24 protein-coding genes are annotated in these 22,518 nt (G+C 67.6%); 18 read left to right on the top strand and 6 right to left on the bottom strand.

Features of this window, described 5'->3' with window-relative positions; translation table 11 throughout:
* Positions 1-22 precede the first annotated feature (22 nt).
* The 15 genes from LQ955_RS14855 to LQ955_RS14785 all read left to right on the top strand — a co-directional run bounded on the left by LQ955_RS14855 (position 23) and on the right by LQ955_RS14785 (position 17,764).
* On the top strand, positions 23-1,681 hold the full coding sequence (locus tag LQ955_RS14855; protein WP_231025278.1) for an ABC transporter substrate-binding protein: 1,659 nt from the start codon (positions 23-25) through the stop codon (positions 1,679-1,681).
* A gap of 5 nt (positions 1,682-1,686) precedes the next feature.
* Positions 1,687-2,640 (top strand): ABC transporter permease, encoded by a 954-nt coding sequence (locus LQ955_RS14850; protein ID WP_231025277.1) that lies wholly within the window; start codon positions 1,687-1,689, stop codon positions 2,638-2,640.
* A gap of 97 nt (positions 2,641-2,737) precedes the next feature.
* The gene (locus LQ955_RS14845; protein WP_231025276.1) at positions 2,738-3,718 is read left to right on the top strand and encodes an ABC transporter permease; all 981 of its coding nucleotides are present in this window, start codon (positions 2,738-2,740) and stop codon (positions 3,716-3,718) included.
* Positions 3,715-5,619 (top strand): dipeptide ABC transporter ATP-binding protein, encoded by a 1,905-nt coding sequence (locus LQ955_RS14840; protein ID WP_231025275.1) that lies wholly within the window; start codon positions 3,715-3,717, stop codon positions 5,617-5,619. The genes LQ955_RS14845 and LQ955_RS14840 overlap by 4 nt, the downstream gene beginning before the upstream one ends.
* Positions 5,616-6,689 (top strand): ketopantoate reductase family protein, encoded by a 1,074-nt coding sequence (locus LQ955_RS14835; RefSeq protein ID WP_231025274.1) that lies wholly within the window; start codon positions 5,616-5,618, stop codon positions 6,687-6,689. Before LQ955_RS14840 ends, LQ955_RS14835 begins: the two co-directional genes overlap by 4 nt.
* 88 nt (positions 6,690-6,777) lie before the next feature.
* Positions 6,778-6,936: a hypothetical protein gene (locus LQ955_RS14830; RefSeq protein WP_231025273.1), complete on the top strand. Its 159-nt coding sequence runs from the start codon at positions 6,778-6,780 to the stop codon at positions 6,934-6,936.
* 4 nt (positions 6,937-6,940) lie between these two features.
* The gene (locus LQ955_RS14825; RefSeq protein WP_231025272.1) at positions 6,941-8,500 is read left to right on the top strand and encodes an FAD-binding oxidoreductase; all 1,560 of its coding nucleotides are present in this window, start codon (positions 6,941-6,943) and stop codon (positions 8,498-8,500) included.
* A 245-nt stretch (positions 8,501-8,745) separates the two neighbouring features.
* Complete coding sequence (locus LQ955_RS14820; RefSeq protein WP_231025271.1) at positions 8,746-9,096, top strand: Rossmann-fold NAD(P)-binding domain-containing protein; 351 nt, start codon at positions 8,746-8,748, stop codon at positions 9,094-9,096.
* A gap of 173 nt (positions 9,097-9,269) precedes the next feature.
* Positions 9,270-10,286 carry a LacI family DNA-binding transcriptional regulator gene (locus tag LQ955_RS14815; protein ID WP_231028162.1) on the top strand — a complete coding sequence of 339 codons (1,017 nt, stop codon included), beginning with the start codon at positions 9,270-9,272 and terminating at the stop codon, positions 10,284-10,286.
* A 234-nt stretch (positions 10,287-10,520) separates the two neighbouring features.
* Positions 10,521-10,724 (top strand): hypothetical protein, encoded by a 204-nt coding sequence (locus tag LQ955_RS14810; protein ID WP_231025270.1) that lies wholly within the window; start codon positions 10,521-10,523, stop codon positions 10,722-10,724.
* Complete coding sequence (locus LQ955_RS14805) at positions 10,721-11,518, top strand: L-ribulose-5-phosphate 4-epimerase (protein ID WP_255713614.1); 798 nt, start codon at positions 10,721-10,723, stop codon at positions 11,516-11,518. The genes LQ955_RS14810 and LQ955_RS14805 overlap by 4 nt, the downstream gene beginning before the upstream one ends.
* A 107-nt stretch (positions 11,519-11,625) precedes the next feature.
* A complete protein-coding gene (gene chvE, locus LQ955_RS14800) occupies positions 11,626-12,711 on the top strand; it encodes a multiple monosaccharide ABC transporter substrate-binding protein (protein WP_231028160.1) in 1,086 nt (361 codons plus the stop codon).
* A gap of 115 nt (positions 12,712-12,826) precedes the next feature.
* Positions 12,827-14,359 carry a multiple monosaccharide ABC transporter ATP-binding protein gene (gene mmsA, locus LQ955_RS14795; RefSeq protein ID WP_231025269.1) on the top strand — a complete coding sequence of 511 codons (1,533 nt, stop codon included), beginning with the start codon at positions 12,827-12,829 and terminating at the stop codon, positions 14,357-14,359.
* Complete coding sequence (gene mmsB, locus LQ955_RS14790) at positions 14,359-15,600, top strand: multiple monosaccharide ABC transporter permease (RefSeq protein WP_231025268.1); 1,242 nt, start codon at positions 14,359-14,361, stop codon at positions 15,598-15,600. Before mmsA ends, mmsB begins: the two co-directional genes overlap by 1 nt.
* A 73-nt stretch (positions 15,601-15,673) precedes the next feature.
* On the top strand, positions 15,674-17,764 hold the full coding sequence (locus LQ955_RS14785; RefSeq protein ID WP_231025267.1) for an ATP-binding cassette domain-containing protein: 2,091 nt from the start codon (positions 15,674-15,676) through the stop codon (positions 17,762-17,764).
* Positions 17,765-17,930: 166 nt separating this feature from the next.
* On the opposite strand, the gene LQ955_RS14780 is transcribed toward LQ955_RS14785, so the two are convergent.
* The 6 genes from LQ955_RS14780 to LQ955_RS14755 form a co-directional block, all read right to left on the bottom strand.
* Positions 17,931-18,074 (bottom strand): hypothetical protein, encoded by a 144-nt coding sequence (locus LQ955_RS14780; protein WP_231025266.1) that lies wholly within the window; start codon positions 18,072-18,074, stop codon positions 17,931-17,933.
* A 171-nt stretch (positions 18,075-18,245) separates the two neighbouring features.
* Complete coding sequence (locus tag LQ955_RS14775) at positions 18,246-18,851, bottom strand: hypothetical protein (protein ID WP_231025265.1); 606 nt, start codon at positions 18,849-18,851, stop codon at positions 18,246-18,248.
* Positions 18,848-19,513: a hypothetical protein gene (locus LQ955_RS14770; protein ID WP_231025264.1), complete on the bottom strand. Its 666-nt coding sequence runs from the start codon at positions 19,511-19,513 to the stop codon at positions 18,848-18,850. The genes LQ955_RS14775 and LQ955_RS14770 overlap by 4 nt, the downstream gene beginning before the upstream one ends.
* The gene (locus LQ955_RS14765; protein WP_231025263.1) at positions 19,510-19,962 is read right to left on the bottom strand and encodes a hypothetical protein; all 453 of its coding nucleotides are present in this window, start codon (positions 19,960-19,962) and stop codon (positions 19,510-19,512) included. The genes LQ955_RS14770 and LQ955_RS14765 overlap by 4 nt, the downstream gene beginning before the upstream one ends.
* Entirely contained in the window at positions 19,959-20,150 is a 192-nt protein-coding gene (locus LQ955_RS14760) for a DUF2273 domain-containing protein (RefSeq protein WP_231025262.1), read from the bottom strand. Before LQ955_RS14760 ends, LQ955_RS14765 begins: the two co-directional genes overlap by 4 nt.
* Entirely contained in the window at positions 20,147-20,596 is a 450-nt protein-coding gene (locus LQ955_RS14755) for an Asp23/Gls24 family envelope stress response protein (RefSeq protein ID WP_231025261.1), read from the bottom strand. Before LQ955_RS14755 ends, LQ955_RS14760 begins: the two co-directional genes overlap by 4 nt.
* 158 nt (positions 20,597-20,754) lie before the next feature.
* Here LQ955_RS14755 and LQ955_RS14750 point away from each other — a divergent pair, with 158 nt between their 5' ends.
* From LQ955_RS14750 to LQ955_RS14740, 3 genes are read left to right on the top strand one after another with little or no spacing between them, the layout of a single operon-like run.
* A complete protein-coding gene (locus LQ955_RS14750) occupies positions 20,755-21,312 on the top strand; it encodes an RNA polymerase sigma factor (protein ID WP_231025260.1) in 558 nt (185 codons plus the stop codon).
* Positions 21,309-22,064, top strand: a complete 756-nt coding sequence (locus LQ955_RS14745; RefSeq protein ID WP_231025259.1) for an Asp23/Gls24 family envelope stress response protein — start codon at positions 21,309-21,311, stop codon at positions 22,062-22,064. The genes LQ955_RS14750 and LQ955_RS14745 overlap by 4 nt, the downstream gene beginning before the upstream one ends.
* Positions 22,057-22,515, top strand: coding sequence for a hypothetical protein (locus tag LQ955_RS14740; RefSeq protein ID WP_231025258.1), 459 nt, complete (start codon positions 22,057-22,059; stop codon positions 22,513-22,515). The genes LQ955_RS14745 and LQ955_RS14740 overlap by 8 nt, the downstream gene beginning before the upstream one ends.
* The last annotated feature ends 3 nt before the right edge of the window (positions 22,516-22,518 follow it).

Here is a 22,518-nt window from a genome sequence, read left to right as displayed (position 1 = left end):
CAGCAAGGAAAATCACAGAACCATGTCGTTTAATCCACTCCGACTGAAACGTCGCTGGGCGGTCGCCGCCAGCGTCGTCACGATCGCAGCCCTCACCGCACTGACCGGATGCTCGGGGTCGTCGTCTGACGCCTCGTCGACCGGCGACACCGCGACCCCGGTGGCCGGCGGCACCCTCAAGCTCGCCTTCTGGGACGACCAGCAGGGCTGCATCGACCCGAACCAGGTGTACTGGATCGAGTCGCGCTCCATCGACCGCCAGATCGCCGACTCGCTCACCGACCAAGACCCCGACACCGGCAAGATCGTGCCGTGGCTGGCCACCAGCTGGACCACGAACGACAACGCCACCCAGTTCACCTTCACCCTGCGCGACGGCGTCACATTCAGCGACGGCGAGAAGTTCGACGCCACCGCGGTGAAGACGGCCCTGGATGCGACCTACGCCCTCGGCGCCAAGTCGCTGCTCGGCGTCAGCTACCTCGCCGGCTACGACTCGACCACGGTGATCGACCCGACCCACGTGCAAGTGAACTTCAAGACGCCGAACGCGGCCTTCTTGCAGGCGACCTCCACGACGACGCTGGCGATCCTGGCCCCGAAGACCTACCAGGAGACCCCCGAGGCGCGCTGCGCCGGGGCGATCATCGGCTCGGGTGCGTTCACGCTCGACAACTACACCGCCGCAACGAGCGCGCACCTGACGAAGCGTGCCGACTATGCGTGGCCGTCGAGCCTGGTGAAGAACGAGGGCGCCGCCTACCTCGACGCGATCGATGTCACCTACATCAAGGAAGACAGCGTTCGTAACGGCGAGCTGTCGAGCGGCCAGATCGACATCGCCTGGCCGCGACTGCCGATCTCCGACGCCGACCAGCAGGTGCTAAAGGCGGCCGGCGACACCATCGAGACCCGCGCGCTGCCCGGCATCAGCTACGTGCTGACCTCGAACATCACCGGCACCAAGCCGCTTTCCGACCCGCTGGTTCGCCAGGCGCTGCAGAAGGCCATCGATCGGCCGACCTACGCCTCCACCGTGTTCTGGGCGGACTACCCCGTGGTGAAGAGCCCGGTCGAGTCGACCACGCCGTTCGCCACCGACGAGTCGAGCCTGCTGGCCTTCGACCTCGACGGTGCGAAGAAACTGCTCGACCAGGCCGGCTGGGCCGTCGGCCCCGACGGGTACCGCTACAAGAACGGTCAGAAGCTGACACTGGATGAACCGCTCACCACGAGCGGAGCCGGCGACCAGCTGCTGCAAGACCAGTTGAAGCAGGCCGGTATCGACCTCACTCTCGACGTGGTCACCACCGCTCAGTACACGCAGAAGACCGCCGCCGGCGACTACGACCTGGTGGGCACGTACTACACGAGGGCCGATCCGAGCGTGCTGGGTTCTGTCTTCGACCAGGCCCTGACCAAGGCCCCCACCGCGGTCAACAGCCAAGACGCGGCAACCGCTGCGACGATCAGCGCGGACTTCGCCAAGGGACTGCAGACGACCGACGACACGCAGCGTGCCGCCGCCTACGCCGATCTGCAGAAGACGCTCATCACCGCGGGTGTGACCTTCCCGCTCTACGAGCGCCTCCAGGTCTCGGCGGTCTCGCCGAAGGTGCACGGCTTCGCCTTCACCTCTGAGGCGTTCCTCCGCGCGAACGACATCTGGTTGGAGCAGTAGAAATCATGTACGCACGTTACGTTTCCGGCCGCGTATTGCAGGCGGTGCTCGTTCTGTGGGCGGCTTACACGGTGACCTTCATCGTGCTCTACCTCCTGCCGAGCGATCCGGTACAGCTGCTGCTCGCGGCCGGGAACGTCGACGTGACCCAGGTCAGCCCCGAGCAGCTGGCCAGCCTCAAGCACCAGTACGGTCTCGACCAGCCGGTGTACGTGCAGTACTTCACGCAGCTGTTCAATTTCGTGACGGGCAACTTCGGTGAGTCCATTTCGAAGAACGTTCCGGTGACGCAGCTGCTCTCGCAACGGCTGCCGTCGACGCTCGCACTCGGCGCCTCTGCCGTGGCACTGGCCATCGTGCTCGGCGTGGGTACGGCATCCCTCGCGGTGTTCGCCCGCGTCAAGTGGCTGAAGGTCGCTCTTTCTCGGTTGCCCTCCATCGGCGTCTCGCTGCCGCCGTTCTTCGTGGGCCTGCTGCTCATTCAGGTGTTCGCTTTTCAGCTGCGCTGGTTTCCGGCTACCGGCGACAAGGGCCCGCAGTCGCTGGTGCTGCCCTCGATCATGATGGCGATTCCGACGGCGGCCCTGCTCGCTCAGGTGCTGACCCGCAGCCTCGAAGACGCGCTGGCCGAACCGTATGTCGTCACGGCCCGGGCCAAGGGGCTGTCACGTTCGGTCATCCAGTGGAAGCACGCCTTCCGCAATGCGGCACTGCCCGCGCTGACCCTGCTCGGGTTGCTGCTCGGGGCGACACTCACCGAAGCGGTGGTCGCCGAGACGGTGTTCACTCGCAACGGCATCGGCGAGCTGGCGCAGGAGTCGGTGCTGGCGCAAGACATTCCGGTGGTGCAGGCCATCGTCGTGATGGCTGCCGCCTTGTTCGTGGTCGTCAACCTCGTGATCGACCTCATCTATCCGCTGCTCGACCCTCGCATCGTGCACGGGCAGCGCGTCACCTGATCTGTTCGACCCCCGGCTTCTCGCAGCTCGACCCTCCGCAGTTCGGCCCACCGTAACTCGACCTCCCGCACCTCGACCCACTGTCGAAAGGCACACCATGGCACTCGATACCGCCTTCACCACCAGTCTCGAAGAGGCTGAGGAGCGCACCTTTGCGCCTCACGACGCTCCGGATGCACCGGGCGAGAGCGCGGCGAGCGATGCTGAGCGCGCGGCGAAGGCCGGGCATCCGGTCGCCGCTCGCAGCGCCAGGCGCGAGCGATTCGCCTACACCGCACGCCGAGTGCTTCGCCGGCCGGGACTGGTCGTCGCGATACTGCTCATCGTCTTCGTGATCATCTCGGCGGTCTTTCCGTTCGTGTTCACCCACTACGACCCGTATGCGACGGTTCCGGTCGACAAGCTGAAGGCGCCGAGTCTCGCGCACCTGTTCGGCACCGACGAACTGGGTCGCGACCTGTTCACCCGGGTGCTGTACGGGTCGACGCTCACCATTCAGGCGACGCTCGCCGCGGTGGCGATCGCCATCATCGTGGGCCTTGCTCTCGGCGTGGTGACCGGCTTCTTCGGCGGCTGGATCGACGTGATCTTCATGCGCTTCGTCGACGTGATGCTGGCCATTCCGCGTCTGCTGCTGGCTCTGGTCATCGTGACTGCGCTTGGCTTCGGAACGATACCCATCTCGATCGCGGTCGCAGTGGGCATCGTGCCCGGGTTCGCCCGCATCACCCGCTCCGAGGTGCTGAAGGTGAAGAATCTGCCGTACATCGAGGCTGCTCGCACCGGCGGCGCGTCGTGGTTGCGCATTCTGGTGCGGCACATTCTGCCGAACTCGTGGGGGCCGGTGTTCGTGCTCGCCGTGCTCGACTTCGGTGTGGCGATTCTGGCCATCTCCGCGCTGAGCTTCTTGGGCTTCGGTGCGGCTCCGCCCGCGGCCGAGTGGGGCACGCTGATCGCGAACGGGCGCAACTTCTTGATCACCTCGCCGTGGCTGAGTCTGCTGCCCGGGCTCTTCGTCGGGCTCGTGGTGTTCAGCCTGAACCACATCTCGAAGTCGATCGAGGAGCTGCAGCGATGAGCGCGCAGGTGACTGGCGTGCCTCGGCTCGCGGATTCGAAAGGTGTCGTCACCGCTCCGGATGCCCGGCAGACGCCCATCGTCGAGATCACCAATCTCTCGGTGACGTATAGCCGCGAGGGGCGCAAGTCTGCCGCCGTCTCCGACCTGACGCTGGCCATCGCCGCGGGCGAGACGGTCGCGATCGTGGGCGAGTCCGGTTCGGGAAAGAGCACCACGGCGAACGCCCTGCTCGGGCTGCTGCCGAGCGGCGGAGAGGTGTCGGGCGGGTCGATCCGCATCGATGGCGCCGACACGACCCACGCGTCAGAGAAGGTGCTGCGGAGCATCCGGGGCCGCGTGATCGGGCTTGTACCGCAAGACCCGATGGTCGCCCTCAACCCGACGCTGCGCATCGGGCCGCAGGTGGCCGAGGCGGTTCGCCGCCGCGGAGACGTGCCGAAGCGCTCGCTCGACTCCGAAGTGGTGGAGGTGCTCGAAGCGGCAGGCCTCGACAACCCCGTACTTCGGGCACGGCAATACCCGCACGAGCTGTCGGGCGGCATGCGGCAGCGGGTGCTGATCGCCATCGCCTTGGCCGGGCGGCCGCAGCTGATCGTGGCCGACGAGCCGACCAGCGCGCTCGATGTCACCGTGCAGAAGCGCATTCTCGACCACCTGCAGTCGCTGGTTCGGGATCGCGGCATTTCGCTGCTCATCATCACGCACGACCTGGGTGTCGCGGCCGACCGCGCCGACCGGGTGCTGGTGATGCAGGGCGGCCGCGTGGTGGAGCAGGGCCGGCCGGCCGAGATTCTGGTGGCGCCGGCAGAGGACTACACACGGCGGCTGATCGCCGCGGCGCCGGGGCTGAGCAGCGACGGGCGGGTGAAGATTAGGCATGCGGGCGGTTCGGCTGCGGTCGCCGACCGCGCGGGCGCGCCTGCCGCCGTTGCCGCTGCCGATGCCGCCGAGACGGCCACGCCGATTCTCTCGATCGTCGGAGTCACGAAAGATTACCGGCTGCCGCGCTCACCTGAGGGGCAGCGTACGTTCCGGGCGATCGACTCGGTGTCGATCGATGTACCCGCGGGCCAGACCGTCGGGCTGGTCGGCGAGTCGGGGTCGGGCAAGACCACCACGCTGCGTGTCGCGCTGGGGCTCGAGAAACCCACAGCCGGCCGAGTGCTGTTCGAAGGCGTCGACATCACCGACGCGGGCTGGCGCGAGCTGCGTCCGTTGCGCAAGCGGTTTCAGCTCGTGCATCAGAATCCGTTCTCGTCGCTCGACCCCAAGTTCACGGTCGGGCAGTCGATTCTCGAGCCACTCGTGTCGTTCGGCGTGGGGGATCGGGCATCCCGCTCGGCCCGCCTGCGCGAACTGCTCGATCAGGTCGCATTGCCGACTGCCTTCGCCGACCGCCGCCCCGCCGAGCTCTCGGGCGGGCAGCGCCAGCGAGTCGCCATTGCGCGGGCACTTGCGCTGAAGCCCGACCTGGTGTTTCTCGACGAGCCGGTGTCGGCGCTCGACGTGTCGGTGCAAGAGCAGATTCTGACGCTGCTGGCCACGCTGCAAGACGAGCTCGGGCTCAGCTACCTGTTCATTTCGCATGACCTCGCGGTCGTAGCCCAGCTGGCCCATCGGGTCGCCGTGCTCAACCGCGGGGTGCTGGTGGAGCAGGGTGCCACCATCGACGTGTTCGCGAACCCGCAGAGCGACTACACGAAGGCGCTGCTCGACGCGATTCCCGGGCGGTCGACGGCCGTAGCGCCGGCGAGGGACGGTGTCGCCGCGGCCACGTCTCGCGCCGTTTCTTCCGGCACAGCGTCGGTCGCCGCGGCCACGTCTTCCGCGGCTTCTTCCGGCGTGGCGTCGGGCACCGCGTCGGCACCTACCGATTCACGTGAGGAGGTCCCATCATGACGCGGTACGTTGTCATCGGGGCGGGCGCGATCGGCGCGACCCTCGCCGCCCAGCTGCACCTCGCGGGTATCGACGCCGTACTCGTTGCACGCGGTGAGAATCTCGCGAGCATCCGGAGCCGTGGGCTGACCGTGCGTCGGCCGGCCGTCACCGAGACCGTGCCGGTGGCCGTGGTCGGCTCGCCCGACGAGCTCGAGCTGCGGCACGACGACGTACTCGTACTGGCGACGAAGACCCAAGATGCCGAGGCGGTTCTCAGCACGTGGGCCTGGCTGCCCGTGCTCGATGCCAACGGTGAGACCACGCTGCTCGGTGCCGATCTGCCCATTCTGACCTTTCAGAACGGCCTCAGCACCGAAGACCTGGCGCTGCGCCGGTTCGCTCGGGTGTACGGGGTTTCGATCGGCATCGCGGCGAGCTATCTGTCGCCGGGCGAGGTCGTCTCACCGTCGTATCCGACGGTGGGTGTGGCATGGCTCGGGCGGTATCCGCGTGCAGATGACGAGCAAGAGCGGTACGTCGCCGACCTTCTGAGCGCCGGTTACGACGTGCGCAGCGTGCACGACATTCGCGCCTGGAAGGCGCGCAAACTGCTCGGCAACGTGGTCAACGGGCTCGATGTGCTCGACGCGAGCGATGCGGAACGTGCCGAGGCGCGCAAGCTCGTGGTCGCAGAGGCGACGGCGGTGCTGGCGGCCGCGGGGGTGGCGGTTCCGGATGCTGCGGCGGTGACCGCAGCGGGCAGTAACAGTCGCTCGCTCACGGTCGAGCCGGTGCCCGGGCACACCCTCGGCCGCCTGTCGACCTGGCAGAGCTTTGCGCGCGGCGCCTCGAGCGAGGTGGACTACCTCAACGGCGAAGTCGTGCTGGCGGCGCGGCTGGCCGGGGTGGATGCTCCGCTCAACGAGCGGCTGCAGCGCCTTCTGGGTGCCGAATCCCGCGACGGCGCTGCCCCCGGGCGCGTGCCGATCGCCGAGCTCTATGCCGCAGCGGCAGCGCCGGTGCCTGCGCTTGCTCGCGAGCCCGTGCCTGCGTTTGCTCGCGAGCCCGTCGCCGAAGCCCTGACCTGAATCGAGCTACGAGTTTGTGTCGGTGAAGCGGCTCAGCACCGGCCCAAACTCGTAGCTCGATGGAGTAGTTGAGAAAGAGAATGTCAGCATGACGAATGATGTAGCGGTGCAGAGTCCGGTGCGCGTGGCGGAATGGAACGGGCCAGAGGGCATCGCCGCCCGCGGCACCCTCGTCGTGCCCGTGGGGCCAGTGGCGCCCGTGGCGCCCGTGGTACCGCGCGCTGTCGCGACAGAGACGGTAGCGTGACGGTGTGACGACGTTGCCCTCGCCAGAACTGCTCGAAGACGTGCCCGCCGCAGGCGGCCCCGCCGAGGCCAACGATGCCGCCGCTGCCGCTGTGACCGATGCCGCCGCTGGCACCGTGGCCGAGGCTGACGCCGGCGCCGTCGCCGTCGCCGTCGCGGACCATGCCGACCCCGCCGCCGCTCACGCCTCACCGATCGACGCGGCCACCCTTCAGCTGCTGCTCGAGTCCGTCTCGTCGGCGTCTGTCGGCGCGGAGCAGACCGCTGCCGTCGCAAGTGACCGCTCCGGCACGGCGGGAGCCGGGCATCCGGCAGCCGTCGTGTACGCGCACTCGGTCGACGACGTCGTCGCTACCCTCACCTTCGCGAACGCGCACCGCGTGCCCGTGGTGACGCGCGGCTCCGGATCGGGTCTCACGGGCGGCGCCGTTGCGGGAGCGGGGGAGATCGTGCTCGACCTCAGCGCGCTGAACGCGATTCGCGAAATCAACCCCGTCGACGGCACCGCGTATGTCGAGCCGGGGGTCATCACGGCCGATCTCGACCGGGCCGCGGCCGCCCACGGCCTCTTTTTCGCTCCCGACCCCGGCAGCGTCGAGCTCTCGACGGTGGGCGGCAACATCGCCACGAACGCCGGCGGTCTGCGGGGCGCGAAGTACGGCGTGACGCGTGACGCCGTACTGGCGCTCGACGTGGTGCTGGCCGATGGTCGGCAGCTGCATCTCGGCCCCGGAACCGTCAAGGGCGTGGTCGGCTACGACCTGCTTTCGCTCTTCGTCGGCTCCGAGGGCACTCTGGGCGTGGTGGTCGGCGCGACCGTGCGCCTGCTGCCGCGACCGATCGCGCAGGCGACGGCGGCGGCCTTCTTCGATTCCGTGGCGACGGCGGCACGGGCATCCGTCGCCCTGGCGACAGCGGGCGTGCGGCCGAGCGTCGTGGAGCTCGTCGACGGCAAGACGCTCGGGGCCATCGACGACCTTCGCGGTACCGATCTGGCGGCCCGTGGCGGAGCATTTCTGCTCGTGCAGACCGACGGATTCGGCGCGCTCGAAGAGATCGACGTGGTCGCCGAGGTGCTGCGCCGCACCGCGCTCTCGGTCGAGACCAGCGACGATCCGGCAACCGCCGCCGCCTTGTCGGCCGCACGCCGCGATGCGCTGCCGGCCATCGAGGCGCGAGGTTGGGCGCTCATCGAAGACATCGCGGTGCCGCGCTCGCGGCTCGCCGAGGCGTTCGAAGGCGTGGCCGAGATCTCGGCACGTACCGGGGTCGAGATCTACGCTTTTGCGCACGCCGGCGACGGAAACGTGCATCCGATCATTCTGATTCCCGGGGCGCGGGGCGTCGCGGTGACGACCGTGCCGCCCGAGGCGCAGGCCGCCGCCGACGAGCTGTTCGAGCTCGCGCTCAGACTGGGCGGAACGCTCACGGGCGAACACGGTATCGGTCTGCTCAAGCGCGGCTGGGTCGAGCGCGAGGTGGGGGCGGATGCCCGGCAGCTCATGCGCGAGGTCAAAACCCTGTTCGACCCGAACGGCATCCTCAACCCCGGCAAGGCCATCTAGGCTCGACGCGGTCGATGGTTGCCGTCGATAACTAAGGAAATACGCGGCGGCGAGCCCGCAGGTGGCGCGGCAGGCAGTATTTCCTTATTTGTCCACCGTTAGCGGGCCGCCAGCCCGGCGATGACGATGTCGATGAGGCGGGTGGCGAGTTCGCGCTGGTTCTCGTGCTGCGAGATGGGAGTCACGCCGCCGATCGCCATCATCACGTCGACGTCGACTTCGCGCGCACCCCGTATGACCCGTGGGTGGCGTACAGCCAGTCGAAGACCGCGAACATCTTCTTCGCCGTCGAAGCCGCGTGGCGCTGGGGGGCCGACGGCATCGTGGTGAACGCACTGAACCCCGGGCGCATCGCGGCGACCAACCTGAGCCGCCACCTGGCTCTGCCGCCCGCCACGTTCGATCCGGCAGGAACCACTGGGGTCTCGGTGAAGACGGTCGAGCAGGGCGCCGCCACCTCGGTGCTGCTCGCCGCCTGTGGGCCTTGTCGCAGGCCCTGCTCGCAGAAACAGAGGAGCATTCGAGGGCGTGACGCGCTCCGCGGCCCACGGTATCGAATGCTCCTCCGTTTTCGCTGGTGGCTGGCGCAAATGTGACTGTCACATCGATTTCTGAGAAATGTGACAGTAACATGCTGGGTGTTCGCGTGGGTCGGCGACCCGCGCCATAATGGGTTTCACCGCGATGTGACCGTGCACATTGGCGCACGCGGCGTCATCAGCACGCACGAACCGAGTCGCTCCTTGCGGCTCCGAACGAGAACGAGCAGATCGTGGCAGACGAGTCGCGGGCGGGCCGAGCGCCGAGCATCCGTGATGTCGCACGGCTCGCCGGGGTCTCGCACCAGACCGTCTCGCGGGTTCTGAACGACCACCCGAGCATTCGGGTCGAGACCCGAGCCCGTGTGCAGCAGGTGATGGATGATCTGCAGTACCGCCCCAACCGCGCCGCCCGCGTGCTCGTCACGAGCCGGTCGCAGACCATCGGAGTGCTGGCGTCGGCGGCGTCGATGTACGGGCCCGCGTCGAGCATCCAGGCTCTGGAGCAGGCCGCGCGCGCCGAGGGATACTTCGTCAACACGGTCAACCTCGACGGCACGGATCGCGACTCGATCGAGCGCGGCCTCAATCACCTGCTCGACCAGGCGGTCGAAGGTCTCGTGGTGATCGCGCCGCAGGTGCGCGTGTTCGAGACGTTCCACGACATGAACATCTCGCTGCCGTTCGTCACGCTGCAGAGCACTGTGGCCTCGCAGAACGCGCTTTCGGTCGACCAGATCACTGGCGCGCGCCTCGCCACCCGGCACCTCATCGACCTCGGACATCGCAACATCTACCACCTCGCCGGCCCGCAGGACTGGATCGAGGCCGAAGCGCGCATGCACGGCTTTCTCTCGGAGATGTCTGACCGCGATGTCGCCGCGACCGCGCCGATTCTCGGCGACTGGACGGCCGAGTTCGGCTACTACGCCGGCCGCGAGTTGCTGCGGGTGCGCGACTTCACGGCCATCTTCTCGTCGAACGACCAGATGGCGCTGGGGCTCATCCACGCCATTCGCGAGGCCGGGCTCGACGTGCCGCGCGACGTGAGCGTCGTGGGTTTCGACGACATTCCCGAGTCGGCGCACTTCTGGCCTCCGCTCACCACGGTTCGGCAGGATTTCGCCGAACTCGGCCGCCGGGCCATCGCCCTGCTGCTGGGCACTCTCGACGATCAGATCGCCGCGCAACCCGGCCTCGTGCCTGATCTCATCGTTCGTGGCAGCACCGCCCCGCCGATCTTCTGAGCCTTTCGGGGCGACCAGTCGGCTTCGCCGTCGGCGAATGGATGCCCGGCGGCGCGTTTTCGCGCGGTTACCAAAACGTGACTGAAGCCCGGGTTGACATGTTCGGCGAACGTGGGGCACCATAAGGGCAGCCCGATGTGACCGTTCACATGAAAGTCACAATCGGATGGCATCGACACCGCACAGCGGTTGATTTGTGCTGCCCAGACCCGACCAGACAAAGGAGTTTGACGCGTGAATGTCGTTTTCGCTCACAGCCAGAACTCCGTCGGCGTGACCGCCGAATCTGGTTTCGACGGCGGCCGGCTCGTTGGTGGCCACGGGCTGGTCGCTCCTTTCGCGGTGGTTCTGGCGGGCATCCACTCGCCGACCTCTGCGCCGCTCGCGGTGCCGCCAGCGGCAGCGGCCACGCATACCCACCGCGAGGTGACGGCGTGAACTTCGGAGCAGAGATCGAGGTCGCCATCGCCCGCATGCGCGCCGAAGTGGCACGCCTGCACGACGAACTGGTGCGCTACGGACTGGTCGTCTGGACGAGCGGATCGGTGTCGTCACGCGTGCCCGGCGCCGACCTGTTCGTCATCAAGCCGACCGACGTGAGCTACGACGAGCTGAGCCCCGAGAACATGATTCTGTGCGACCTCGACGGCGACGTGGTGGTGAACACGCTCGGCAGCCAGCGTGCCCCAACCGCCGTCACCTCGGCGCACGCGTACCTCTACCGGCATCTTCCCGAGATCGGCGGGGTCGTGCACACGCACTCCACCTACGCCACGGCCTGGGCGGCGCGGGGAGAGGCGGTTCCGTGTGTGCTCACCGCCATGGCCGACGAGTTCGGCGGCCAGATTCCGGTGGCTCCGCTGGCCGAAGCCGACCCGCTGGCACTCGTCGACGGCGTCGCCATCGGTTCGTCGCTCGTCGCTGTGCTGACCGCTCAGCGGTCGCGGGCCGTGCTGCTGCAGAACCACGGCGTCTTCACGGTCGGCTCCACGGCGAAGCGGGCCGTGCGACGCGCGGTCTTGGCCGAAGATTCCGCTCGAACCGTGCACATCTCGCGCCAGCTCGGCGAGCCCGTTCCGCTGGCGGTGTCGACGATCGACGCGCTCTACGCGCGGGTGCCGCCCGCCCTCAGCTCGCCCTCCGCTTCGCCTCCCGGCGAAACCACGACCTTTGCGCCGATCGGCGCGAAAAAAGCCCCCCGGCCCCGCAAACGCGCGACGCCGGTGGAATGAGAAACACCTTCACCACAGCACACCTGCTGACAACGAAGTCATTCACACACAGAAAAGGACACACAGTGAAGAAAAAATTCGTACTTTCACTTCTGGCCGCCGGGGCCATGGTGGTCTCACTGGCCGGATGCGCGGGCGGCTCCTCATCGGGAACCTCCTCGAGCGGCGCAGCAGCCGCCGGCGACGGCAGCCTCATCGGCGTCGCGATGCCCACCAAGTCGTCCGAGCGCTGGATCGCTGACGGCGACAACATCAAGAAGCAGCTCGAAGCGGCCGGCTACACCGTCGACCTCGAGTACGCAGAAGACGACATTCCCACCCAGGTCAGCCAGATCGAGAACATGATCACCAAGGGCGCAAAAGCCCTGATCATCGCCTCGATCGACGGCACGACGCTCACCAACACGCTGCAGAACGCCAAAGACAACGACATTCCCGTCATCGCCTATGACCGCCTGATTCGCAACTCGCCGAACGTCGATTACTACGCCACGTTCGACAACGAGAAGGTTGGCGTTCAGCAGGCCACCTCGCTGCTCACCGGGCTCGGTGTTCTCGACGCGACCGGCAACAAGACCGGCACGAAGGGCCCGTTCAACGTCGAACTGTTCGCCGGCAGCCCCGACGACAACAACGCGACGTTCTTCTTCAACGGCGCCATGGAGACCCTCAAGCCCTACATCGCCGACGGCACCATCGTCGTGAAGAGCGGTCAGACCGACTTCAACACGGTGGCGACACTGCGCTGGGATCCGGCTACCGCCCAGGCCCGCATGGAGAACATCCTCACGTCGACGTACTCCGACGGATCCAAGGTCAACGGCGTTCTCTCGCCCTATGACGGTCTCTCGCGAGGAATCATCTCGGCTCTCACCTCGGCCGGGTACACCACGGCCGACATCCCCATCATCACGGGTCAGGACGCCGAGCTCGACTCGGTCAAGGCCATCAATGCGGGCGAGCAGTACTCCACCATCTACAAAGACACTCGCGAGCTCGCGAAGGTCGCTGTGGGCATGGCAACCGCCCTGCTGACCGGTGGAACGCCGGAGACGAACGACACCAAGACCTACGACAACGGCGTGAAGGTCGTTCCCTCGCAGCTGCTGCAGCCGGTCGTCGTGACGAAAGACAACATTCAGAGCGTGCTGATCGACGGTGGCTACTACACCGCGGCACAGGTCAACGGCTAGTCAGCCCGAACCCACTCACTGAGCGTGCCGGCCCGACCCGTCGAACGGGCGGGCCGGCATTCTCGGACCCGAACATCCACACCATCCGCAGCTACACCATTGAAGGAGACATATTGTGACCACCAATATTCTGGAAATGCGTAACATCACCAAGACCTTTCCGGGCGTCAAAGCCCTGCAGGCCGTCACCCTCGACGTCGCTCGCGGTGAAGTGCACGCGATCTGCGGTGAGAACGGCGCGGGCAAATCGACCCTCATGAAGGTGCTCAGCGGCGTCTACCCGTTCGGTACCTACGACGGCGACATCGTCTTCGAGAACGAGACGGTCGAGTTCCGCGACATCCGCGACAGCGAGGCCAAGGGCATCGTGATCATCCACCAAGAGCTCGCGCTCAGCCCCTACCTGTCGATCGCCGAGAACATCTTTCTGAACAACGAGATCAAGGGCCCGTTCGGCCTGATCGACTGGAACAAGACCAACACCGAGGCCTCCAAGCTGCTCGCGCGTGTCGGCCTGCGGGAGAACCCCACCACGAAGGTGCTCGACCTCGGCGTGGGCAAGCAGCAGCTCGTCGAGATCGCGAAGGCCCTCTCGAAGCGGGTGAAGCTGCTGATTCTGGATGAACCGACCGCCGCCCTCAACGACGAAGACAGCGATCATCTGCTCGACCTGATTCTCTCGCTCAAGGGCCAGAACATCACGTCGATCATCATCAGCCACAAGCTCAACGAGATCAAGAAGATCTCGGACACGGTCACCGTCATTCGCGACGGCAAGGCCATCGAGACCATTCCGAAGCTCGATGTGACCGAAGAGCGCATCATCAAAGACATGGTGGGCCGTGACCTCGAGCACCGGTACCCCGACCACACCCCGCACATCGGCGAGGAGATCTTGCGCGTCGAGAACTGGACGGCGTACCACCCGCAAGACCCCTCGCGAATCATGGTCGACAACGTCAATCTGAACGTGAAGCGCGGCGAGATCGTCGGCATCGCGGGCCTCATGGGCGCCGGCCGTACCGAGTTCGCGATGAGCCTGTTCGGGCGGTCGTACGGCACCAAGATCTCGGGGCAGGTGTTCAAACACGGCGTGGAGATCAAGACCCGCACGGTGTCGGAGGCCATCGCCAACGGGCTCGCCTACGCCACCGAAGACCGCAAGTTCTACGGGCTCAACCTCATCGAAGACATCAAGCGCAACATCTCGATGGCTTCGCTGAAGAAGCTCGAGCGCGGCGGTCTGGTCGACGACAACAAGGAGTACGAGGTCGCCGACGGCTACCGAAAGTCGATGAACATCAAGGCGCCCTCGGTGCTCTCGAAGGTCGGCAAGCTCAGTGGCGGCAACCAGCAGAAGGTCGTGCTGAGCAAGTGGATCTACTCCGACCCCGACGTGCTGATTCTCGACGAGCCGACCCGCGGCATCGACGTGGGCGCGAAGTACGAGATCTACACGATCATCAACCGGCTGGCCGCCGAGGGCAAGGGCGTCATCGTGATCTCGAGCGAGCTGCCCGAGTTGCTCGGCATCTGCGACCGCATCTACGCCATCGCCGAGGGCCGCATCACCGGTGAGGTGCCCATCGCCGAGGCCACCCCCGAAACGCTCATCAAGTACATGACCATGGAAAAGGAACGAATCTGATGTCCGATCTCGAGACGAAGCCGGCAGACGACACTGCCGCCGGCGGCCGGGTCAACCCGGTCGACAACAAGTTCACCCGTTCGCTCAGCCATGTTCTGTCAGACCTGGGCAAGAACGGCATCTTCATCGCGCTGATTCTGGTCGTGGTGGTGTTCGAGATCCTCACGAACGGCGTGCTGTTGCGGCCGCAGAACGTGTCGAACCTCATCGTTCAGAACGGCTACATCCTGATTCTGGCCATCGGTATGGTGATGGTCATCGTGGCGGGCCACATCGACCTGTCGGTCGGGTCGGTCGCCGCCTTCGTCGGGGCGCTCTCGGGTGTGTTCGCGGTCAGCATGGGGCTGCCGGCCTGGCTCGCCATTGTGCTGTCGCTCGCGATCGGCGCCCTGGTGGGAGCCTGGCAGGGCTTCTGGATCGCCTACGTGGGCATACCGGCGTTCATCGTGACGCTGGCCGGCATGCTCATCTTCCGCGGACTCACGCTTGTGGTGCTCGGCAACCAGAACATCGGTTCGTTCCCCGACTTCTACCGGGCATTGGGCAACGGATTCATCACCGACGTCTTCGGCAAGCTGCAGGTCGACCCGCTCACCATCGGTGTCGCAATCATTGCGATCGTGGTGCTGGTGGTGCAGTCGATCCGCACGCGACGGGGGCGCCAGAGTTACGGTCAGGCCGTGGAGCCGCTCGGCTGGTTCATTGCCAAATTGGTGCTCGTGACCGCCGCCGTGCTGCTGTTCGCGTACGCTCTGGCCACTTTCAAGGGCATCCCGGTCACCCTGATCGTGCTCGCGGTTCTCATTCTGATCTACGGCATCGTGATGAACCGTTCGGTGTTCGGCCGGCACATCTACGCCATCGGCGGCAACTTGCACGCGGCGGAGCTCTCGGGCATCAAGACCCGCATCGTGACGTTCTGGCTGTTCGTGAACATGGGCTTTCTCGCGGGGCTTGCCGGTCTGGTGTTCACGGCTCGTCTGAACCTGGCCGGGCCGAAAGCCGGTGACGGCTTCGAGCTCGAAGCCATCTCGGCGGCGTTCATCGGTGGTGCGGCGGTGACGGGCGGCGTCGGAACGATCGGCGGCGCGATTGTCGGTGGTCTGATCATCGGTGTGCTGAACAACGGTATGTCGATCATGGGCATCGGCATCGAGTGGCAGCAGGCGGTCAAGGGTCTGGTGCTGCTGCTCGCCGTGGCGTTCGACGTGTACAACAAGCGGCGGTCGGGTGGTCGGTAGGCGGTTGCGTTCGCTTTGCGGTGCATCTGTGTTTGCCTCTGCGTATCTGCCGCGTTTCGTTTAGCCTGAACGGATGCCCGTGCCCCCGCTCTCACTGCGGCTGAGTTCGATCTCAGCCCGGTCGAGTGCGGGCACGGGCATCCGTTCTGTGTCGTTCGAGGTGGCACGCGGCGGCGTGCACGGGGTGCTCGGCGAGAACCTGTCGGGAGCGTCGGAGCTGCTCGCGGTCATCGGCGGGTACTTGCCCCTGACGGCGGGGCGGCTCGAGATCGACGGGGTCGCCGTGTCGTTCGCGGGGCATGCTGCCGCAGAGGCGGCCGGCGTCGCTGTGGTGCGTGGTGAGCCCAGCATCGTGCCGCATCTGTCGGTGGCCGAGAACGTGTTTCTGGGGCGCGAGAAGTCGTTCGGCGGCATCGTTCGGTTCGGCCGCATGTACGCCGAGTCGGGCGCCTTGCTCGCCCGCCTCGGGCTGCCGGCCGTGCCGGTGCGCAAGCCCGCGGGTGACCTCGACGCGGGCGAGCGACGGGTGATCGAACTCGCACGCGCGCTGGTGGCGGGGCGGCGCATCGTGCTCATCGACGAGCCGTTCAGCGGGTTGGATGCCCGGGGGCTCGCCCTCGTCGCACGCGGTATCGCGGGGCTGGCGGCCGCGGGCGTCACGGTGGTCGTGGCGACCTACCGGGCGGACATGCTGCTGCGGGTGGCGGGGTCGATCACGGTGCTCTCGCGGGGGAGCGCGGTGGAGACGCTGCGGGTGGCGGGCGGTGGTGGTGGGCTCGAGGATTCGGGGGCTGAGGCTGCGGCCGTCGAAGCGCGGCTGGTGGGGTACATGACCACGAACATCCACGTGGTGCGCCGCATTCGGCACGAGTCGATCGAGCCGGGGCCCGTGGTGCTCGATGTGCGGGGGTGGTCGGCGTTTCATCCGCTCGACCCTGCGCTCGCCGTGGTGCGCGACGTGTCGCTCACGGTTCGGGCCAGCGAGATCGTGGGGCTCGCGGGGCTCGACGGCTCGGGAATCAGCGAGCTCGCCCTGAGCCTGTTCGGGCGGTCGTACGGGCCGGCGGTGTCGGGCGAGATTCTGCTGGGCGGGCATCCGTTCGCCGCGCGCAGCCCGGCGGAGTCGATCGCGGCCGGCCTCAGCCTCGCGACCGACTCCAACACCACGTATGACCTCGGATTGCTCGGCGGCCTGCCCTCAAGCATCTCGCCGTCGACCCTGGCGCGGCTGGCGCGCCTCGGGCTGATTGATCGCAAACGCGACTACCGCACGGCGGCGCCCGCGTTCAGGCTCGGGGGCATCTCCGACATCGTGCGGGGGGCGCGGATGCCCGGCAGCGGCGATGCGGCGGGTGGTCTCGGCGGGGCGGGCGGCGGGCGGGGTGCTGTCGGTGGTGCGCGGAGTGGTGCTGGCGGGGCCGGCGGTGGGCGTGGTGATGTCGGCGGGGCCGGCGATGCGCGTGGTGTTGGCGGGGTCGGCGGTGCGCGGGGTGTCGGCGATGCGGTGGGTGGCGTCGGCGGGGCTGGCGGGGGGCGTGGTGGTGTCGGCGGTGCGCGTGGTGTCGGCGATGCCGATGGTGCGCGGGGTGCCGGTGGGAGCGGCGGTGCGCGTGGTGTCGGCGATGCAGATGGTGCGCGTGGTGGTGCCGGTGGTGCGCGTGGTGGTGCGCGGGTTACCGGCGGGGCCGACGGCGCCGATGGTGCGGGCCCCGGACTGGACGACCTCGACGCTGAGCCGTCGGCCACCGATTCCAGCGCTGATGCCATCGCGGAGTTCGGGGGCGCTCGCCGTAGCGGGCGCGGAGGCTCGGGTGCCGCCGGGGCGGGCGGCGTGAGCGGCGTGAGCGGCGGGCCCGGCTCCCGCTCGCGCGAGGCGCTCGAGATCTGGCTCGACCAGCCGCCCGAGCGCCGGCCCAAGGTCGTCGTTCTCGATCATCCGACGCGGGGTGTCGCGCCGGATGCCGCGTTGCAGCTGCGTGACCTCATCGTGCAGTTGGCGGCCTCGGGTACGGCGGTTCTTCTCGTGTCGGCCGACATCGAGGAGCTGCTGGTCATGACCACCCGCGTCTACACGATGGTCGACGGCCGCATCACGGCCGAGATCTCGACCCTCGACGCGTCGCCGCAGAACCTGCTGGCGACCATGATCCGCCCGCTGGCCTAGCCGGTTGTCCCAACCCCCTGGCCTAGCCGGTTGTCCCAACCCCCTGGCCTAGCCGGTTCGGTGTCTCGACTCGCCGCCGTGCAGATGCGGTAGTTGGGCGCATCCGCACCCTTTCGAACTACCGCGGTGGCGCCGAACTACCGCGGTGGCGCCGAACTACCGCGCATCAGTGGGTGACGATACCGATGATGCCCGAGATGAGAAAGTAGAGCCCAACAGCGGCGACACCCACCCACACCGCGATGCGCCCGTTCGACGGCTTCTTGCGCTGGCCCGGTTCGCCGGGCTCTTCGGGTGGGGTGTAACTCACGGTAGGGCCTGCTTCGATTCGGGAAGTGTCAATTCTCTCACGATCCCCCGGCCATGGCTTCGAGAAAAGAGGAGGATTCGACACGGTGTCGGCCTATTGCCGTCACGGTGTCGAATCCTCCTACTTTTTGTGTTGCCGGGAGGTTGGGCTACGCGGGCGACCCGGCGGGCGTCAGCCGATGCGGGTCGCGCGGGTGGTGCGTGCGCGGAAGCCGCCGCTCACCTGGATGAGCGCGGGAGTCGTCTGGCCGAACAAGGCGTCGAAGGCGCGCAGGCGGCCCGTCACGACCGCCACCGCATCGCGCGGTGAAACACCGCGACGGCACGTGACCGAGATCTTGAGCATCGGCTGCCGCGAGACCCGGTATGTCGACACGTTCGACGTGACGAACTCAGGACGGTCGCGCAGGGAATCGCCGAGCGCCCGCTCCGCGACCGCGGCGTCGACGAGGGTTTGGCCAGCCGACGACGGCGTCTGCGAGTAGAGCAGGCCCGTGTGCCCGCGCCCCTGCCGCGTGATGAAGAGCACGAGCAGCACCCCGACCACCACGAGAGCGGCGAGACCGATCAGCCAGAGCCAGCTCGTGCCGGGCCCGTTCAGCGGCGTCTGCTGCAGCCACGAGACGATCGTCGAGCGTGTCGACGCGTACCCCGAGGCCCAGTTGTCACGAACGACGGTCGGCGTCGCGGCGAGAATAGCTGCCGCCCCGAGCGCCATCAGCACCAGGCCGAACACGATGATCACGAGGCGGTTCGCACCGCGATTGGTGCTGTTCATGCTCCGACCTTTCCTTGGCTGGCGATCTGAACGCTCGCCGAGATCGCGGGCTGGTACTGCGCGGTGGCGAGCTCGCGCTCTGCGGCCGCGACGACCGCCGCACGGTCGACCGGATGCCCGGACGACGGCGTCAGCCGAACCTGAGCCCGGCGATGCGTCACGGTGACGAGGGTGTTGTCGGGGTCGACTTCGCCGGCGAGCGAGGCGTGCCGGGCGACGGCGGAGGCGATGACCTCGTTGTCGACCACGACGACGGATCGATCATCCGGCAGCAGATGCCTGGCGCGCCTGGCGCCGGTGAGGCCGATCAGCACGAAGACCAGGCCGATGACCGCTGCGGCGATACCCACGGCGAGCACGGTGCCGCTGTCGTCGGTGGTCGCGGCGCCGATGGCGTCGGCCACCTGCGTCGGGCTCGCGACGAGCGCGCGCAGCCCGAGCATGTTGAGCACGATCTCGGTGCCGCCGTACACGAAGAACAGCAGCACGAGCACAGCGAGCACGATGGCGACCGTCGACCGCGGCGAGTGCGTTTCGCGCCGGGCGACCCGGCGGTACAACCGTGCTGTGCCCGCGCTGTTCTCGGCGGCGGGCGAGTGCGAGCTGGTGTTCGCCGCGGGAGCTCTGGGAGTTCTGACCTCGCTCGGAGTTGTGGCGCTCACTTCACGCGCTCCTTCTGGGTGGTTTCGATACCGGTGAGGTGAACGGTGACCCGCGAAATGCTCGCGCCGGTCAATGCCGAGGTGACCTCTCGAATGTGCGATTGCGCCCGTTCGCAGCGCTCGAGGATCGTTTCTCCGGGCGACACCACTGCGGCGTCGACCAGGTCATTCAGCGCGGATACCCTGATGGGCCCCGAAACCGTGACCGCGAGCATCCCGTTGTCGTCGCTTAAACGCACGCTCACGCTGCGGATGGCGACGTCGAGTGCCTCGGCGCCGAGCGCGGTCGCGACTCGGGTGATGGCCTTCGACGTGACGCGGGTGCGCCCGCGCGAACCAGCGCGGTCGAGAGCGTTTTCGGCCCCGCGCCCGACTGTGTCACCGGGGGCGCGTCCGAGCGCTCCGCCGAACGGCACGCCACGCGCGACCGCGCCTTGCGCGGCCGTCACGACGAGGAGCGTTTCCCTTGGAACGCTCCGACGAGAGTGCCGACGTCGAGTTTGCCATCGACGAATCGGCCGATGACGGCTCCGACGATCATGGCGATCAACACGAAGAAGAACGCCCAGAAGCCGAAGATGATCCAGACCAGGGCGAGAACCGCCCCGATGATGATGCCGAACTTCGTGGCGGTCACTGGACTCGCGCCTCGCCCTGGTCGTCGCTGCTGTTGTCTTCGCTGGCGATGTACACGTCGTTCACGGTCACGTTGACCTCGGTGACCTCCATGCCGATGATGGTCTCGACGGCAGAAATAACGGCGGCCCGAACATCCGCCGCCACGACCTGCAGCGGAACCGGGTACTCGGCGACGATGGCGACGTCGACCGCGACCTGGGTTTCGCCGACCTCGACGCTGATGCCCTGCGACAGGTCGGTGTTGCCGATGACGCCGCGAATGGCGCCGAGCGCGCGAGCCGCGCCGCCGCCGAGGGCGTGCACTCCGGATGCCTCGCGGGCCGCAATGCCGGCGACCTTCGCCACGACGCTGTCGTTGATCACGGTCTTGCCGAAGGTGGTCTGCGAGTCGAGCGGCGTGCCGAGGGGGGTGGATGCAACGGGGGTGCTTGACGTGTTCGCCATGATGGTGCTCCTGAACTGTATTGATCGGCCCACGGTGATGGGCGATGATGGGGTGTTGCCAGTAAGACGCGGTCAGTAGGGCATTCGTCACGCTCGGTGCAAGAGTTGTGTTGAAGTGCGGCTGTTCCTCTGCCGCGTTTCGTGAGAGGCGGTGGCGGGTGGCACCGATCTCCGACGCCGACGACCGAACTCTCGCTGGTCGCGCCGCAGACGGTGACGTTCGTGCGTTCGAGGTTCTGGTGCGTCGTTACGCCGGCCTCATGCGCGGCTACGCGGGGCGGATGCTCCAATCGACCGATGAGGTCGACGACGTTGTTCAGGCCGCCTTCATCACGGCCTGGCAGCAATTGCCCTCGCTGTCTGATCCGGGCGTCGTGAAGAGCTGGATGATGCGCATCGTCAACCGCAAGGCCCTCGACCGCATTCGTGCCCGGCACCCGCACGACGAGCTCGACTCCTCGACCGGCCGCGCTCTGCCGGCGCCCGTTCAGCACTCGCCAGAGGCCGTCGCCGAGCACCACGCCGTGCAGTCCGAGCTCTCGCGTGTGCTCGCCCGTCTGCCCGAGCAGCAGCGCCAGTGTTGGCTGATGAAGGAGGTCGCGGGTTACAGTTACGACGACATCGCCGACGAGCTCGGCCTGCCGGTCAGCACGGTGCGAGGCTTATTGTCACGGGCGCGAAAGCGCGTGATCTCAGAGATGGAGGCATGGCGATGACCCCGATCAACGACCAGACCCCTCCCGAGAGCCTCGGCGCCGTCGGCGTGCCCGGTGTGCCCGCCGGCACCGGCCTTCCCGCCGGCACCGGCCTTCCCGCCGACACAGGCCTTCCCGCCGACGACGCGCTCGTGCTGGGCGGTCTCGAGCTCACCAGCGCCGACCTCAACGGCCACACCATCGATGAACTCGCGGACTACTACGACGCCGGTCTCACGCCGCCCGACGCCTCGATCGACGACTCCGCGGGCTGCCAGATCGCGCTCGCGGCGATCGCCCGACTGCGTGCGCTGACCGCTCAGCTGGCCGCCGACGACGAGGCGTCGCAGTCGGGGGTCGACGAGGGGTGGGTCTCGGGCATCCTGAACCAGATCAGCCTGCAGGCCCGTGCCGGGCGCGACATTCCGCTGCTCGAGGCAGAGTCGACGACGTCGAACCTCGTCATCACCGAGGGCGCGGTGCGGGCCATCGTGCGCGCCGCGGGCGACCGCGTACCCGGGCTGTTCATCGGGCGCTGCCGGTTCGTCGGCGACGTCACCGTTGCCGGCGAACCCGTGGTGGTCGAAGTCGATGCCAGCGTGTTGTGGGGGCAGAGTATCCGGCAGACGGCCGAGGTCGTTCGGCAGGCGATTCTGGCCGATCTGGCCCGGCATACCCGCCTCAACGTGATCGCGGTCGACGTCACGGTGCACGACGTGCAGCCGGCGGCTCCGGATGCCCGGGCCGATGTTGAGGGGAGTGCCGATGTCTGACGCCGTCGAGACACCGAGCCGGGCTGTTGCTCAGGCGCTGCAAGATCTGCTGCATTCCGTTCCGGGTGTGGTGGCGGTGTATCCCAGCGCCTCTCTGCCGGCAGCGGTGGTGGGCCGGGTGCTCGCCGCGACCACCCTGGTCGAAGTGCCTTCCCTGGTGTCGGTATCGCTGGTCGTTGCGGACGCCGCCGCGACGGAGGCCGGGGATGCGACCGCCGCCGCCTATACCGCTGGCGCCACCGACCCGGCCGACCCCGACCCCGCCGACCCCGCCGGCGCTGGCGCCGGCTCCGGCGCCGCGGTCACCACCGTCACCGCGGTGATCGGTGTCGGCGTCGACTCGTCGGCGCGGGAGACCGCACAGGCGGCACACGAAGCGGTTCGGGAGTACCTCGCCTCGATCGGCGCGCTGCCCGCTCACATCACCGTGCGCATCGGCATGGTCGGCTAGACG

The sequence above is a fragment of the Subtercola endophyticus genome, from assembly GCF_021044565.1.
GTDB classification, from domain to species: Bacteria; Actinomycetota; Actinomycetes; order Actinomycetales; family Microbacteriaceae; genus Subtercola; species Subtercola endophyticus.
This window is presented reverse-complemented; position numbering and strand designations above follow the sequence as displayed.